The sequence below is a fragment of the Pseudomonas sp. CFSAN084952 genome, from assembly GCF_009648855.1.
In the GTDB taxonomy this organism is placed as follows: domain Bacteria; phylum Pseudomonadota; class Gammaproteobacteria; order Pseudomonadales; family Pseudomonadaceae; genus Aquipseudomonas; species Aquipseudomonas paracarnis.
Genome location: NZ_CP045767.1, coordinates 4,094,450 through 4,108,761, shown reverse-complemented (window position 1 = coordinate 4,108,761; position 14,312 = coordinate 4,094,450). Strand labels below are relative to the sequence as shown.

Below are 14,312 nucleotides of genomic sequence, written 5' to 3'. Positions count from 1 at the left end.
ACATGAAAATTCTGGTCACCGGCGCAAGCGGCTTCATTGGCGGGCGCTTTGCGCGCTTCGCCCTTGAACAAGGCCTGGACGTGCGGGTCAACGGGCGGCGCGCCGAGGGTGTGGAGCACCTGGTACGGCGCGGTGCCGAGTTTATCCAGGGTGACTTGAATGATGCCGACCTGGTGCGCGACCTGTGCCGCGATGTCGAAGCCGTGGTGCATTGCGCCGGCGCCGTCGGGCTGTGGGGCAAGTACCAGGACTTCCACCAGAACAATGTGCTGGTCACCGAAAACGTCGTCGAGGCCTGCCTGAAACAGCGCGTCGGGCGCCTGGTGCACCTGTCGTCGCCGTCGATCTACTTTGACGGTCGCGACCATCTGGGGCTCACCGAAGAACAAGTGCCCAAGCGTTTCAAGCATCCCTATGCCGCCACCAAATACCTGGCTGAGCAGAAGGTCTTTGGCGCCCAAGAGTTCGGCCTGGAAGTGATAGCCCTGCGCCCACGATTTGTTACCGGGGCCGGCGATATGAGCATCTTCCCGCGCCTGCTGAAAATGCAGCGCAAGAACCGCCTGGCGATCGTCGGCGACGGCTTGAACAAAGTCGACTTCACCAGCGTGCATAACCTTAACGAGGCGCTGCTCAGCAGTTTGCTCGCCACTGGCTCGGCCCTGGGAAAAGCCTACAACATCAGCAACGGCGCACCGGTGCCGATCTGGGATGTGGTGAACTACGTGATGCGGCAAATGGAGCTGCCCCAGGTGACCCGTTACCGCTCCTACGGTGCGGCCTACAGCGTGGCGGCCCTGAATGAAGCCTTCTGCGCGATGTGGCCGGGGCGGCCGGAGCCGGCGTTGTCGCGCCTGGGCATGCAGGTGATGAACAAAGATTTCACCCTCGACATCAGCCGCGCCAGGCATTATCTCGACTACGAGCCCAAAGTCAGCCTGTGGGCCGCGCTCGACGAGTTCTGCAGCTGGTGGAAAGCCCAGGACCCGGGCCGCCAATAAGCTCATAAGCAGCAACACTTCGGGAACCCAATTCCAGGTTCCGAGTCGATCCATGCGCCGGGAGTGCGGTTTATACTCCTGCCGCTCGGCTTTGCAGCCAGCCATCTCATTGATTCAGGGTAGATTCATGCGTAACGATGCTAAAGACGACTTCGACAACGTTCCCAGCCTGCGGGCCGACCTTGGGGATGACGATGATTTCGTGCCGACCCCTGCGACGTCGGTGCGTTCGCGAACGACGCCTGTGGTCAAGGTCAAGAGCGCCAGCACTGGCCCGTTGTGGGCACTGGTCGGCGCGCTGTTGATTGCCTTTGCAGGCCTGGCCTGGTGGAGCTTCCAGCAGATCTCCCTGATGGGCCAGCAGTTGGTTGCCACCCAGGAAAGCTTTGCCCGCATCAGCGAGGAAGCGGCGGGGCGCCTGCAGGCGATTTCCGGCAAGGTCGTGGCCAGCGAAGCCAATGTGAACAACGGCAGCGAAGCGTTGAAGCTGCAGATCAAGCAACTCGAAGCCCAGTTGCAGGAACAGGGCAAGCAACAGTTGGGCGTCGCGGGTCAAGCCACCGAACTGGACAGCCGCCTGGCCCAGATGAGTGCCAGCACCGCCGAACTGACAGCGGCCAATACCAAGCTGCAAGGCCAGGTGCAGGCCCTTACTGACGCTGTCGCCAGCCTCACGGCAGCACAGGCCGAGACCAAGGGTCTGGTCACCGATGTGGCGGCCTTGAAGAAACAAGGCAACCCTAGCGCGGCCATCGCCCGTCTCGAGCAGGACTTGCTGGTGCTCAAGAGCGCTCAGGAAAACCAGCCGGCCAATATCGACGCGCCGACCAACAAGGAATTCGACGTGTTCCGCATCCAGACCACGCGCAATATCACCACCTTGCAGAGCCAGGTGCAGAACTTGAATCAGCGTCTCAATGCGCCTGCTGCGGCCACACCACTGGGTCAATGAACGCGAAATCGTCCTCTGTAGGAGCGAACAAGCTCGCTCCTACATGGATTGTCACCGCTCGGTGACATTTCTTCTCCCCTTCGTTACTTGCCCATCCCGCGCCCTTGTTTAGACTCCGGTCATCCCAAAAAAACAATAAGGGCCACCCATGACCACCCATCCACTGCCTGCCAGCAGTTGGCTGAATGCACCTGCCCATCACGCTTGGCTCGCCGCAGAAGGCCAGCGCCTGTTGGCGTTCGCCAAGGCATCGCGCCTGCCGGACGGTTTCGGCAACCTCGACGATAAAGGCCAGTTGCCGGCCACTGCCCGCGCCGAAACCATGAACACCGCGCGCATGACCCACAGCTTTGCCATGGCCCATGCCATGGGGTTGCCGGGTTATGCCGAGCTGGTGGCGCACGGTGTGGCAGCGCTCAGCGGCCCGCTGCGTGACAGTGAGCACGGTGGCTGGTTCGCCGCGCCCCAGGCGGCTGATGGCAACACCGGCAAGGCCGCCTACCTGCACGCCTTCGTGGCCCTTGCCGCCAGCTCTGCCGTAGTGGCCGGCGCGCCGGGTGCGCGCACATTAATGAACGACGCCGTCCATATCATCGACCAGTTCTTCTGGAGCGAAGAGGAGGGCGTCATGCTCGAATCCTTTGCCCGAGACTGGAGCGGCGTCGAAGCCTACCGTGGCGCCAACAGCAACATGCACGCCACCGAAGCTTTCCTGGCATTGGCCGATGTCAGTGGTGATACACGTTGGCTGGACCGTGCGCTGCGCATCGTTGAACGGGTGATCCATACTCATGCCGCTGGCAACCAGTTCATGGTCATCGAACATTTCGATACGCACTGGAAGCCGTTGCTCGGTTACAACCAAGACAACCCTTCCGATGGCTTTCGCCCTTACGGCATCACCCCAGGCCATGGTTTTGAATGGGCGCGGTTGCTGCTGCACCTGGAAGCTGCGCGCCTTGAGGCCAAGCTGGCCACGCCGGACTGGCTGGTGAGCGACGCCAAAGGCCTGTTCGCCAGTGCCTGCGAGTACGCCTGGGCGGTGGATGGTGCGCCGGGCCTTGTCTACACTTTGGATTGGAACCAACGCCCGGTAGTACGCGAGCGCCTGCACTGGACCCATGCCGAAGCCAGCGCCGCTGCTCAGGCGCTGCTCAAACGTACCGGTGAGCTGCATTACGAAACCTGGTACCGACGTTTCTGGGAGTTTTGCGAAACCCACTTCATCGACCGGCTCCAGGGCAGTTGGCACCACGAACTCAGCCCGCACAACCAACCCAGCAGTAATATCTGGGGCGGTAAACCTGACCTGTACCATGCCTGGCAAGCGGTAGTGCTGCCTGCACTGCCCTTGGCACCCAGCTTGGCCAGTGCATTGGGCGGCGGATGCTATGTCACCAAGTGGTGACATTTGTGCGTCCCTTTGTTACCTGCGCCCTGAAAATCCATGTTTAAACTCCGTGCAGCGCAAGCTCTAGACTTGCATGCATAACAACAAGAAAAGGTACTCAGATGAACGCGATTAATCGCCTCGCCGTCGCTATTTCCATTGCCTCGTTGTTCCCCCTCAGTGCATTTGCCGCCGACTCCAAAGGTACGGTGGAAGTGGTGCATTGGTGGACCTCCGGCGGTGAAAAAGCGGCTGTGGATGTCCTGAAGGCCCAAGTTGAGAAAGACGGCTTTACCTGGAAAGACGGTGCTGTAGCAGGCGGCGGTGGCGCCACTGCCATGACCGTGCTCAAAAGCCGCGCGGTTGCTGGTAACCCGCCAGGCGTTGCCCAGATCAAAGGCCCCGACATCCAGGAATGGGCGTCGACTGGCCTGCTCGACACCGACGTGCTCAAAGACGTCGCCAAAGAAGAAAAATGGGATTCGCTGCTCGACAAGAAAGTCTCCGACACCGTGAAATACGACGGTGACTACGTGGCAGTGCCGGTGAATATCCACCGCGTGAACTGGCTGTGGATCAACCCGGAAGTCTTCAAGAAAGCCGGCATCACCAAGAACCCAACCACCCTCGAAGAATTCTATGCAGCGGGCGACAAGCTCAAGGCTGCAGGCTTCATTGCGCTCGCCCACGGCGGCCAGCCTTGGCAGGACAGCACCGTGTTCGAAGCGGTGGTGCTCTCGGTGATGGGCGCCGATGGCTACAAGAAAGCCCTGGTCGACCTGGATAACGGCGCATTGACCGGCCCGGAAATGGTCAAGGCCCTCACTGAACTGAAGAAAGTCGCGACCTACATGGACGTCGACGGCAAGGGCCAGGACTGGAACCTGGAGGCTGGCAAGGTCATCAACGGCAAGGCCGGCATGCAGATCATGGGTGACTGGGCCAAGTCCGAATGGACTGCGGCCAAGAAAGTCGCCGGCAAGGATTATGAGTGCGTAGCGTTCCCGGGCACTGATAAAGCCTTCACCTACAACATCGACTCCCTGGCGGTGTTCAAGCAGAAAGACAAAGGCACTGCCGCGGGCCAGCAGGACATCGCCAAAGTGGTGCTGGGTGAAAACTTCCAGAAGGTGTTCAGCATCAACAAGGGCTCGATCCCTGTGCGTAACGACATGCTGACCAAGATGGAATCCTACGGCTTTGATTCCTGCGCCCAGACCGCCGCCAAGGACTTCCTGGCCGACGCCAAGACTGGCGGCCTGCAGCCAAGCATGGCGCACAACATGGCCACGACCCTGGCGGTACAGGGTGCGTTCTTTGATGTCGTGACCAACTTCATCAACGACCCGAAAGCCGACCCGGCCGACACGGCCAAGAAGCTTGGCGCGGCGATCAAGTCGGCCAAGTAACACCCTATGTAGGAACCCGGCTTGCTGTGGCGAGGGAGCTTGCTCCCGCTGGGGCGCGAAGCGCCCCCAAAGACAGCGTCTGCTGCGCAGCCGAGCGGGAGCAAGCTCCCTCGCCACAAAGGCGGGTTCCTGCAGGCTGTAGTCCTTTTTCCCTGTACTGGATTTTCCCATGAGTTCTGTTGCTGTGTTCAGCAAGGCCTCGCCATTCGATGTGCTGCAGCGCTGGCTCCCTAAACTGGTGCTGGCGCCGAGCATGTTCATCGTGCTGGTGGGCTTTTATGGCTACATCCTGTGGACGTTCGTGCTGTCGTTCACCACCTCGACCTTCCTGCCCAGCTACAAATGGGCGGGCCTGGCGCAGTATCAGCGGCTGTTCGACAACGACCGCTGGTGGGTGGCGAGCAAGAACCTGGCCGTGTTCGGCGGCATGTTCATCGGTATCACCCTGGTGATCGGCGTGCTGCTGGCGATTTTCCTCGACCAGAAAATCCGCCGCGAAGGCTTTATCCGCACCATTTACCTGTACCCGATGGCGCTCTCCATGATCGTCACCGGTACCGCCTGGAAATGGTTGCTCAACCCGGGCATGGGCCTGGACAAACTCCTGCGGGACTGGGGCTGGGAAGGCTTCCGTCTCGATTGGCTGATCGACCCGGACCGCGTGGTCTACTGCCTGGTGATTGCCGCTGTGTGGCAAGCCTCCGGCTTTATCATGGCGATGTTCCTCGCCGGCCTGCGCGGTGTTGATCAGTCGATCATCCGCGCTGCGCAGATCGACGGCGCGAGCCTGCCGCGTATCTACTGGAGCGTGGTGCTGCCCAGCCTGCGTCCGGTGTTCTTCAGTGCGGTGATGATCCTGGCGCACATTGCGATCAAGAGCTTCGACCTGGTGGCGGCAATGACTGCAGGCGGCCCGGGCTACTCGTCCGACCTGCCGGCGATGTTCATGTACTCGTTCACCTTCAGTCGCGGCCAGATGGGCATGGGCTCGGCCAGTGCAATCCTGATGCTCGGTGCGATCCTCGCGATCATCGTGCCGTACCTGTATTCCGAGCTGAGGACCAAGCGTAATGACTAGTCTCGCCGCCAAACCTGCCATCAGCCTGAGCCGCATCGCGATCTACGCGGTGCTGATCCTGGCGGTGCTGCTGTACCTGGTGCCGCTGGTGGTGATGCTGCTCACCAGCTTCAAGACCCCGGAAGACATCAGCACCGGTAACCTGCTGAGCTGGCCCACCGTGGTCAGCGGCATCGGCTGGGTGAAAGCCTGGGCCACCGTGGATGGCTACTTCTGGAACTCGATCAAGATCACCGTTCCTGCTGTGCTGATCTCTACCGCTATCGGCGCCTTGAACGGCTACGTGCTGTCGTTCTGGCGCTTCCGCGGTTCGCAGCTGTTCTTTGGCCTGTTGCTGTTCGGCTGCTTCCTGCCGTTCCAGACCGTGTTGCTGCCCGCGTCGTTCACCCTCGGCAAGATGGGCCTGGCCAGCACCACCACCGGCCTGGTGTTTATCCACGTGGTCTACGGCCTGGCGTTCACCACGCTGTTCTTCCGTAACTACTACGTGAGCATCCCGGATGCGCTGATCAAGGCCGCACGCCTGGACGGAGCGGGGTTCTTCACCATCTTCCGCCGGATCATCCTGCCGATGTCGACGCCGATCATCATGGTCTGCCTGATCTGGCAGTTCACCCAGATCTGGAACGACTTCCTGTTCGGCGTGGTGTTCTCCAGTGGCGACTCCCAGCCCATCACGGTGGCGCTGAACAACCTGGTCAACACCAGTACCGGGGCCAAGGAATATAACGTGGATATGGCGGCGGCGATGATCGCCGGGCTGCCGACCCTGCTGGTCTATGTGATCGCAGGCAAGTATTTCGTGCGCGGCCTTACGGCTGGCGCGGTCAAGGGGTAATCATGGCTACGCTTGAACTTCGCAATGTAAACAAGACCTATGGCGCCGGCCTGCCCGACACCTTGAAGAACATCGAACTGTCGATCAAGGAAGGCGAGTTCCTCATCCTGGTCGGCCCGTCGGGCTGTGGTAAATCCACGCTGATGAACTGCATCGCTGGCCTTGAGACCATCACCGGCGGCGCGATCATGATCGGTGATCAAGACGTGAGCGGCATGAGCCCCAAGGACCGTGACATCGCCATGGTGTTCCAGTCCTACGCGCTGTACCCGACCATGAGCGTGCGCGAGAACATCGAGTTCGGCCTCAAGATCCGCAAGATGCCGCAAGCCGACATCGACGCCGAAGTGGCGCGCGTGGCCAAGTTGCTGCAGATCGAACACCTGCTCAACCGCAAGCCGGGCCAGTTGTCCGGTGGCCAGCAACAGCGCGTGGCCATGGGCCGTGCCCTGGCGCGCCGGCCGAAGATCTACCTGTTCGACGAACCGCTGTCCAACCTCGACGCCAAGCTGCGCGTCGAGATGCGTACCGAAATGAAGCTGATGCACCAGCGTCTGAAAACCACCACCGTCTACGTGACCCACGACCAGATCGAAGCGATGACCCTGGGCGACAAAGTGGCGGTGATGAAGGACGGGATCATCCAGCAATTCGGCACGCCAAAAGAAATTTACAACGACCCTGCCAACCTGTTTGTGGCAAGCTTTATCGGTTCACCACCGATGAACTTCGTTCCCATGCGCCTAAAACGCCAGAACGGTGATCTGGTGGCGGTGCTCGACAGTGGCCAGGCCCGTTGCGAGTTGGCGTTGGGCATGAATGACGCCGGGCTGGAAGACCGCGATGTGATCCTGGGCCTGCGCCCGGAGCAGATCGTGCTGGCAGCGGGCGAGGGTAATGGCTCGTCGAGCATTCGTGCCGAAGTCCAGGTCACCGAGCCGACCGGCCCGGACACCCTGGTGTTTGTGCAGCTCAACGACACCAAGGTCTGCTGCCGTTTGGCGCCGGACGTGGCACCGCAAGTGGGCGAGACCCTGACCTTGCAGTTCGACCCGGCCAAGGTATTGCTGTTTGACGCCAAGACCGGTGAGCGGTTGGGCGCAGTGGCTTCATTGCCGGCACAGGGGCATGCCGACAATGTGACCCAGTTCAAGGGCCGTTAAGCAAGATAAGTGATTGTTTTAATTAAAAAATGTAACCCGCGTTAGATAAAAACAGTTTAATAACAATAAAGACGAGGATGTAGGGATGAAAAAGCAACACAACAACACCCGGCTGATCTGCCAACTGTCAGCGGCAGCAGCCCTTGTATTGTCCGCCAATGCGATGGCGGCCGATGCATTCAGCGCTGATTCCAAGTGGATGACCGGCGATTGGGGCGGCGAGCGTACCAAGCTGATCGAGCAAGGTATCGACATCAAGGCCGACTACGTGGGCGAGATGGGCTACAACGCCCACGGCGGCTACAACGACGACAAGACCGGTCGTTACTCCGACCAGTTCGGTCTGGGCGTGGCACTGGACCTGCAAAAACTGTGGGGCTGGGATAACACCCAGGCCAAGATCCAGTTGACCAACCGTAATGGCGAAAATATCTCCAATGACCGCATTGGCGATCCGCGTGCCGGCACCTTGAGTTCGTCGCAAGAAGTGTATGGCCGTGGCCATATGGTGCGTTTGACCCAGTTCTGGATTCAGCACCAGATGTTCGACAACAAGCTGGACGTGAAGCTCGGTTACTTCGGTGAAGGCGAAGACTTCAACACCTTCCCTTGCGACTTCCAGAACCTGTCGTTCTGCGGCTCCCAGGTCGGTAACTACGTCAATACCTGGTACAACTGGCCGGTCGCCCAGGCCGCTATCCGCGTGAAATACAACATCACGCCTGAGCTGTATGCGCAAATCGGTGCCTACAACCAGAACCCGTCGCAGCTGGAGCACGGCAACGGCTTCAAACTCAGCGGCAGTGGTACCAAGGGCACCGTGATTCCGGTGGAATTGGTCTGGTCGCCGAAGGTTAATAACCTGCCGGGCGAATACCGTGTGGGTTTCTATAAAAGTGCGGCCGATGCTCCGGATGTACGTGAAGACGTCAACGGTAACGATGCGGTCCTCAGCGGCGCCGACTTCCGTACCCGCAGCAGCAAGAAAGGCTACTGGTTCGTTGCGCAACAGCAACTCACCACCCATAACGGCGACGCTTCCCGTGGTTTGAACATTGCCGCCAACGCGACCTTCCATGACAAGGAAACCAACCTGGTCGACAACTACCAGTCGTTGATGCTCGTGTACAAAGGCCCATTCGACGCGCGTCCAAAAGATGACGTCGGCATTGGCGTCGCTCGCCTGCATGTCAACAATGATGTGAAGAAAAACTCGGAGCTGCTCAACGACGCCAGGGGCGTGAGCGACTACGACAATCCGCTGTACACGCCGATTCGTGAGACTGAGTACAACGTCGAACTCAACTACGGTTTCCACGTCACCAACTGGCTGACTGTGCGTCCGAACCTGCAGTACGTTGTCCAGCCTGGCGGCGTGGATAAAGTCGACAACGCGCTGGTAGCGGGCCTGAAAATTCAGTCTACGTTCTAACGCTGTTGCGATAAGCTCCTCTCTCTGTGCGCATTTGCGGGTAGCCATGGCTATCCGCTTTTTTTTGCGTGGCACTGTGATATTCGGGACCTGGCACATGCACGAGCAACCGCTGCAACGCTTTTTCAAATCCCTGCGCGAGCGTCCGGTGTTCGCCTGGGAGCGCTTTCAGATGCGCGATGTGTTGGTGATCGACCATCCGCTGTGCCAGGCGGTGTTCAGTCGCCAGGGTGCGCAATTGCTGCACTTTCAACCCACCGGCCAAAAGCCGTGGCTGTGGTGTGCCGCCAAATGGCCGCAAGTCGGGGCTATCCGTGGTGGCGTACCGGTGTGCTGGCCGTGGTATGGCCGTCACCCCAGCGAAAATGCCTGGCCTTCCCACGGTTGGGCCCGCTTGATCGACTGGAAACTGCTCGATAGCAGCACTGACGATGACGGCGTGCGCCTGCACTGGCAATTGCAACTGTGCGACTGGCAAGTGGACTTGCACGCACACTTGGGCGAAACCCTGGAACTGCGCCTGAGCACCGAGCATCACGACGAGCTGCCGTGCCAGTTGAGCCATGCATTGCACGCTTACTGGCGTATTGGTCACGTTGACGAGGTAGCGCTGTCTGGGCTCGAAGGGGCGCAGGGTTATGACCAGCTCAATCGCCAGGTTTGCCAGCAGGAAGGCGAATTGCGGGTCGATGGCGGATGCCAGCGGGTGTTCCAGCATGAGGGCGAACTGCAGCTCAAGGACCACGCCTGGCAGCGTGAACTGTGCATCGACACCGGCGACAGCGCCGACACGGTGGTGTGGCACCCGGGCAGCCGGCCGCTGTTGGGCGTGAGCTTTAACGAAGCGTCGGGGTTTGTGTGTGTGGAGGCGGCGATGGCGGCGGCGAGCCTGGCGCCGGGGGAGAGGGCGCATTTGAGTTTGCAGGCCAGGGCAGCGGTTTAGCGGTGTGGCTGATGGCGCTATCGCAGGCAAGCCAGCTCCCACAGGGGAATGCATTCCAAATGTGGGAGCTGGCTTGCCTGCGATAGCGCCGGTACTGCTGGTAGAGCTGCCTGCTAGTTGAACTCATCCCCCACCGGATATCGGCTGTCATTCAAGCTCTCTTTGATCTTGCGCAAATGCGGCTGGAAATCCACTCCGCGACGCAGGGTCATACCCGTTGCCAACACGTCCAATACCGTCAATTGGATAATCCGAGAAGTCATCGGCATGTAGATATCCGTGTCTTCCGGCAGCGGGATGTTCAGGCTCACCGTACTGGCTTTGGCCAGCGGCGAGTTTTCGGCGGTCACGCCCAGCACCGACGCACCGTTTTCCCGAGCGATACGCGCCACTTCCACCAGTTCGCGGGTACGGCCGGTGTAGGAAATGATCACGAACAACTCACCGGTGTGCGCCACCGAGGCGATCATGCGTTGCATCAGCACGTCGGCGTGGGCGGTCACTGCCAGGTTGAAGCGGAAGAACTTGTGCAACGCATCCATGGCCACCGGGGCTGAAGCGCCGAGGCCAAAGAAGTGGATCTGCCGTGCCTGGATCAACAAGTCCACGGCCTTGCTGATCAGCGCCGGGTCCAGGGCCTGGCAGGCACTGTCCAAGGAGGCAATGGCGCTGCCAAAGATCTTCTGGGTGTAGGCCTCGGGGTTATCATCGGCCTCCACGGCGCGGCTGACATACGCGGCGCCACTGGCCAGGCTTTGCGCCAACTGCAATTTGAGTTCAGGGTAACCGCTGACACCGAACGAACGGCAGAAGCGGTTGACCGTCGGTTCACTGACCGAGGCGGCCTGGGCGAGGGCGGCGATCGAGAAGCGTGTGGCCTGCTGCGGGTTGAGCAGGATCACTTCAGCGACTTTGCGCTCGGCCTTGTTCAATTCTTCGAGGCGGTTCCGGATCTGTTCCAGAAGATTTCGCACGCGGTCCATTCAGTCTTTCCTTCGGGCGACGATGCAAATAAAAAGGCGGCAACCAATCGATGAGTGGCTTTTCGCGGTGGCCTATCCTACTGAGGGTAGCTGAACACCACCACTCGCAATGCGTATTTCGGGAAAATGTTGTGGTTATTACTACATTTTTCCTTGAGTGATGCCTTGAAAAAAGGTATTTGTAGCTTAACTTGATAAAAGAACAAACATCATGCCTTCGATAACCGTGGAACCCTGCACCTTTGCCCTGTTTGGCGCCTTGGGTGATCTGGCGCTGCGCAAGTTATTTCCTGCCCTTTATCAACTCGATGGCGCCGGGTTGCTGCACGACGACACACGCATCCTGGCCCTGGCCCGTGAAGCCGGCTCCGAGCAGCAACACCTGGCCCATATCGAAAAAGAATTGCGTAAATACGTCGGCAAGGAACTCGACGAGGCCGTGGCCCAGCGTTTCCTCGCGCGCCTTTCGTATGTGCATGTCGACTTCATGAAGGCTGACGACTACGTTGCCCTGGCCGAAAAAGCCGGCAGCGATCAACGCCTGATTGCCTACTTCGCCACCCCGGCGGCGGTGTACGGCGCGATCTGCGAAAACCTGTCCAAGGTTGGCCTGGCGGAAAATACCCGCGTAGTGCTGGAAAAACCCATCGGTTCGGACCTGGAGTCATCGCGCAAGGTCAACGACGCCGTGGCGCAGTTTTTCCCGGAAAACCGCACCTACCGCATCGACCACTACCTGGGCAAAGAGACGGTGCAGAACCTGATTGCCCTGCGTTTCGCCAACAGCCTGTTCGAAACCCAGTGGAACCAGAACTACATCTCCCACGTGGAAATCACCGTGGCCGAGCAGGTCGGCATCGAAGGCCGTTGGGGTTACTTCGACAAGGCCGGCCAGCTGCGCGACATGATCCAGAACCACCTGTTGCAGCTGCTGTGCCTGATTGCCATGGACCCGCCGGCCGACCTGTCCGCCGACAGCATCCGTGACGAGAAGGTCAAGGTGCTCAAGGCCCTGGCGCCGATCAGCCCCGAAGGCCTGACCACCCAAGTAGTCCGTGGCCAGTACATCGCCGGCTACAGCGCTGGTAAAGCCGTGCCGGGTTACCTGGAAGAAGACAATTCCAACACCCAGAGCGACACCGAAACCTTCGTCGCCCTGCGTGCCGATATCCGCAACTGGCGTTGGGCCGGGGTGCCGTTCTACCTGCGTACCGGCAAGCGCATGCCGCAAAAGCTGTCGCAGATCGTCATCCATTTCAAGGAACCATCCCACTATATCTTCGCCCCCGAGCAGCGCTTGCAGATCAGCAACAAGCTGATCATCCGCCTGCAGCCGGACGAAGGTATTTCCCTGCGTGTGATGACCAAGGAACAGGGCCTGGACAAAGGCATGCAACTGCGCAGCGGGCCACTGCAATTGAATTTTTCCGACACCTATCGCAGCGCACGCATCCCCGATGCCTACGAGCGATTGTTGCTGGAAGTGATGCGCGGCAATCAGAACCTGTTTGTTCGCAAAGATGAAATCGAAGCCGCGTGGAAGTGGTGTGACCAGTTGATCGCCGGGTGGAAAAAATCCGGTGATGCGCCTAAGCCGTATGCGGCGGGGTCCTGGGGGCCGATGAGCTCCATTGCACTGATTACGCGGGATGGGAGGTCGTGGTATGGCGATATCTGAATTGAAACTGCCTCAGGGCGTCACTGCCCATGAGTACCGTACGCCTGCGCTGCTGGCCGATGGCCTTGCCAATGACGTGGCCGAACAACTGCGCGCGGCCATCAGTGCCCGTGGCGAGGCGACGTTGGTGGTGTCCGGTGGCCGCAGCCCCGTGGCGTTTTTCCAGAACCTGGCCAAGCAGGGCCTGGACTGGTCCAAGGTCATCATCACCCTGGCCGATGAGCGCTGGGTGCCGGTCGAACACGCGGACAGCAATGCCGGCTTGTTGAAGCAACACTTGCTGCAAGGCCCGGCGGCCAAGGCGAAGTTCTTGAGCCTGTACAGCCCTGCCGCCAACCTTGAAGACGCTGCCGAGCAGGCCGATCGCCTGCTGGCCGAGCTGCCTGCCATTGATGTGCTGGTGCTGGGCATGGGCGATGACGGTCACACTGCCTCGCTGTTCCCCAACAGTCCCAACCTGGCTGAAGCCCTGAAGCCCGACGGTACCCGCCGTTGCTGGCCGATGCTGGCACCGACCGTGCCGCACCAGCGCCTGACCATGAGTCGCGCGCTGTTGGCGACGGCCAACTACACCGTGCTGTCGATTTCCGGCAGTTCGAAATTGACCACCTTGAGCGCCGCCCTGGCCAGCAACGATGTTGCTGCCATGCCGATTCGCGCGTTTTTGCAACCTACTCTAGAGATTTACTGGTGCCCATGAGCCAAGGATCAGCCGCTATGAAAAGCCCCCAATCGACCGTGTCCATGGCGGATAAAGTTGCCTTGATCGACAGCCTCTGCGCCAAGGCGCGGATCCTGCCGGTGATCACCATCGCCCGCGAACAGGACATCCTGCCGTTGGCCGACGCCCTGGCCGCTGGCGGTTTGACCGCGCTGGAAGTGACCCTGCGTTCCGAGTTCGGCCTCAAGGCCATTCAGGTCTTGCGCGAGCAACGTCCTGAGCTGTGCACCGGTGCCGGTACCGTGCTCGATCGTCACATGCTCGAAGCGGCCGAAGTGGCGGGCTCGCAATTTATCGTCACCCCTGGCATCACCCGCGACCTGCTGGAAGCCTCGGTGCACAGCCCGATCCCGCTGCTGCCGGGCATCAGCAACGCCTCCGGCATCATGGAAGGCTACGGCCTGGGTTATCGCCGCTTCAAACTGTTCCCGGCTGAAGTCAGCGGTGGTGTTGCTGCCATCAAGGCGCTCGGCGGCCCATTCGGCGAAGTCAAATTCTGCCCGACTGGCGGTGTTGGCCCAGCCAACATCAAGAGCTACATGGCGTTGAAAAACGTGATGTGCGTGGGGGGCAGCTGGATGCTGGATCCGGAGTGGGTCAAGAACGGCGACTGGGCGCGTATCCAGGAAGTCACTGCCCAGGCGCTGGCGCTGCTGGACTGAACGGATTTATCGAATCGTTGTTGCTGTGCTTAACGGCATTTTTGCGGCGCACTTGGTCGGTG

At 60.1% G+C, this 14,312-nt stretch carries 13 protein-coding genes; 12 read left to right on the top strand and 1 reads right to left on the bottom strand.

The window, feature by feature from the left end; translation table 11 throughout:
- Window positions 1-2 precede the first annotated feature (2 nt).
- The 9 genes from GH769_RS18665 (at window position 3) to GH769_RS18625 (ending at window position 10,206) form a co-directional block, all read left to right on the top strand.
- A complete protein-coding gene (locus GH769_RS18665; RefSeq protein ID WP_032902766.1) occupies window positions 3-1,001 on the top strand; it encodes an NAD(P)-dependent oxidoreductase in 999 nt (332 codons plus the stop codon).
- 127 nt (window positions 1,002-1,128) lie between these two features.
- The gene (locus GH769_RS18660; protein ID WP_020303134.1) at window positions 1,129-1,953 is read left to right on the top strand and encodes a hypothetical protein; all 825 of its coding nucleotides are present in this window, start codon (window positions 1,129-1,131) and stop codon (window positions 1,951-1,953) included.
- Window positions 1,954-2,101: 148 nt separating this feature from the next.
- On the top strand, window positions 2,102-3,361 hold the full coding sequence (locus GH769_RS18655) for an AGE family epimerase/isomerase (RefSeq protein ID WP_014719667.1): 1,260 nt from the start codon (window positions 2,102-2,104) through the stop codon (window positions 3,359-3,361).
- A gap of 104 nt (window positions 3,362-3,465) precedes the next feature.
- Window positions 3,466-4,752 carry an ABC transporter substrate-binding protein gene (locus GH769_RS18650; RefSeq protein WP_003193767.1) on the top strand — a complete coding sequence of 429 codons (1,287 nt, stop codon included), beginning with the start codon at window positions 3,466-3,468 and terminating at the stop codon, window positions 4,750-4,752.
- Between the two features lie 169 nt (window positions 4,753-4,921).
- Window positions 4,922-5,830 carry a carbohydrate ABC transporter permease gene (locus tag GH769_RS18645; protein WP_003193765.1) on the top strand — a complete coding sequence of 303 codons (909 nt, stop codon included), beginning with the start codon at window positions 4,922-4,924 and terminating at the stop codon, window positions 5,828-5,830.
- Complete coding sequence (locus tag GH769_RS18640) at window positions 5,823-6,668, top strand: carbohydrate ABC transporter permease (protein WP_003193763.1); 846 nt, start codon at window positions 5,823-5,825, stop codon at window positions 6,666-6,668. Before GH769_RS18645 ends, GH769_RS18640 begins: the two co-directional genes overlap by 8 nt.
- 2 nt (window positions 6,669-6,670) lie before the next feature.
- Entirely contained in the window at window positions 6,671-7,831 is a 1,161-nt protein-coding gene (locus GH769_RS18635; protein ID WP_014719666.1) for an ABC transporter ATP-binding protein, read from the top strand.
- An 85-nt stretch (window positions 7,832-7,916) separates the two neighbouring features.
- Complete coding sequence (locus GH769_RS18630) at window positions 7,917-9,263, top strand: carbohydrate porin (protein WP_032902767.1); 1,347 nt, start codon at window positions 7,917-7,919, stop codon at window positions 9,261-9,263.
- Window positions 9,264-9,360: 97 nt separating this feature from the next.
- The gene (locus tag GH769_RS18625; RefSeq protein WP_032902786.1) at window positions 9,361-10,206 is read left to right on the top strand and encodes a D-hexose-6-phosphate mutarotase; all 846 of its coding nucleotides are present in this window, start codon (window positions 9,361-9,363) and stop codon (window positions 10,204-10,206) included.
- 113 nt (window positions 10,207-10,319) lie between these two features.
- Here GH769_RS18625 and GH769_RS18620 read toward each other — a convergent pair whose 3' ends face one another.
- Window positions 10,320-11,180 (bottom strand): MurR/RpiR family transcriptional regulator, encoded by an 861-nt coding sequence (locus GH769_RS18620; protein ID WP_169856377.1) that lies wholly within the window; start codon window positions 11,178-11,180, stop codon window positions 10,320-10,322.
- 220 nt (window positions 11,181-11,400) lie between these two features.
- On the opposite strand from GH769_RS18620, the gene zwf reads away from it, so the two are divergent.
- From zwf to GH769_RS18605, 3 genes are read left to right on the top strand one after another with little or no spacing between them, the layout of a single operon-like run.
- Window positions 11,401-12,867 carry a glucose-6-phosphate dehydrogenase gene (gene zwf, locus GH769_RS18615; protein ID WP_014719663.1) on the top strand — a complete coding sequence of 489 codons (1,467 nt, stop codon included), beginning with the start codon at window positions 11,401-11,403 and terminating at the stop codon, window positions 12,865-12,867.
- Window positions 12,854-13,567, top strand: a complete 714-nt coding sequence (gene pgl / locus GH769_RS18610; RefSeq protein WP_032902768.1) for a 6-phosphogluconolactonase — start codon at window positions 12,854-12,856, stop codon at window positions 13,565-13,567. Before zwf ends, pgl begins: the two co-directional genes overlap by 14 nt.
- 17 nt (window positions 13,568-13,584) lie before the next feature.
- Window positions 13,585-14,250 carry a bifunctional 4-hydroxy-2-oxoglutarate aldolase/2-dehydro-3-deoxy-phosphogluconate aldolase gene (locus GH769_RS18605; protein WP_019819350.1) on the top strand — a complete coding sequence of 222 codons (666 nt, stop codon included), beginning with the start codon at window positions 13,585-13,587 and terminating at the stop codon, window positions 14,248-14,250.
- Window positions 14,251-14,312 lie beyond the last annotated feature (62 nt).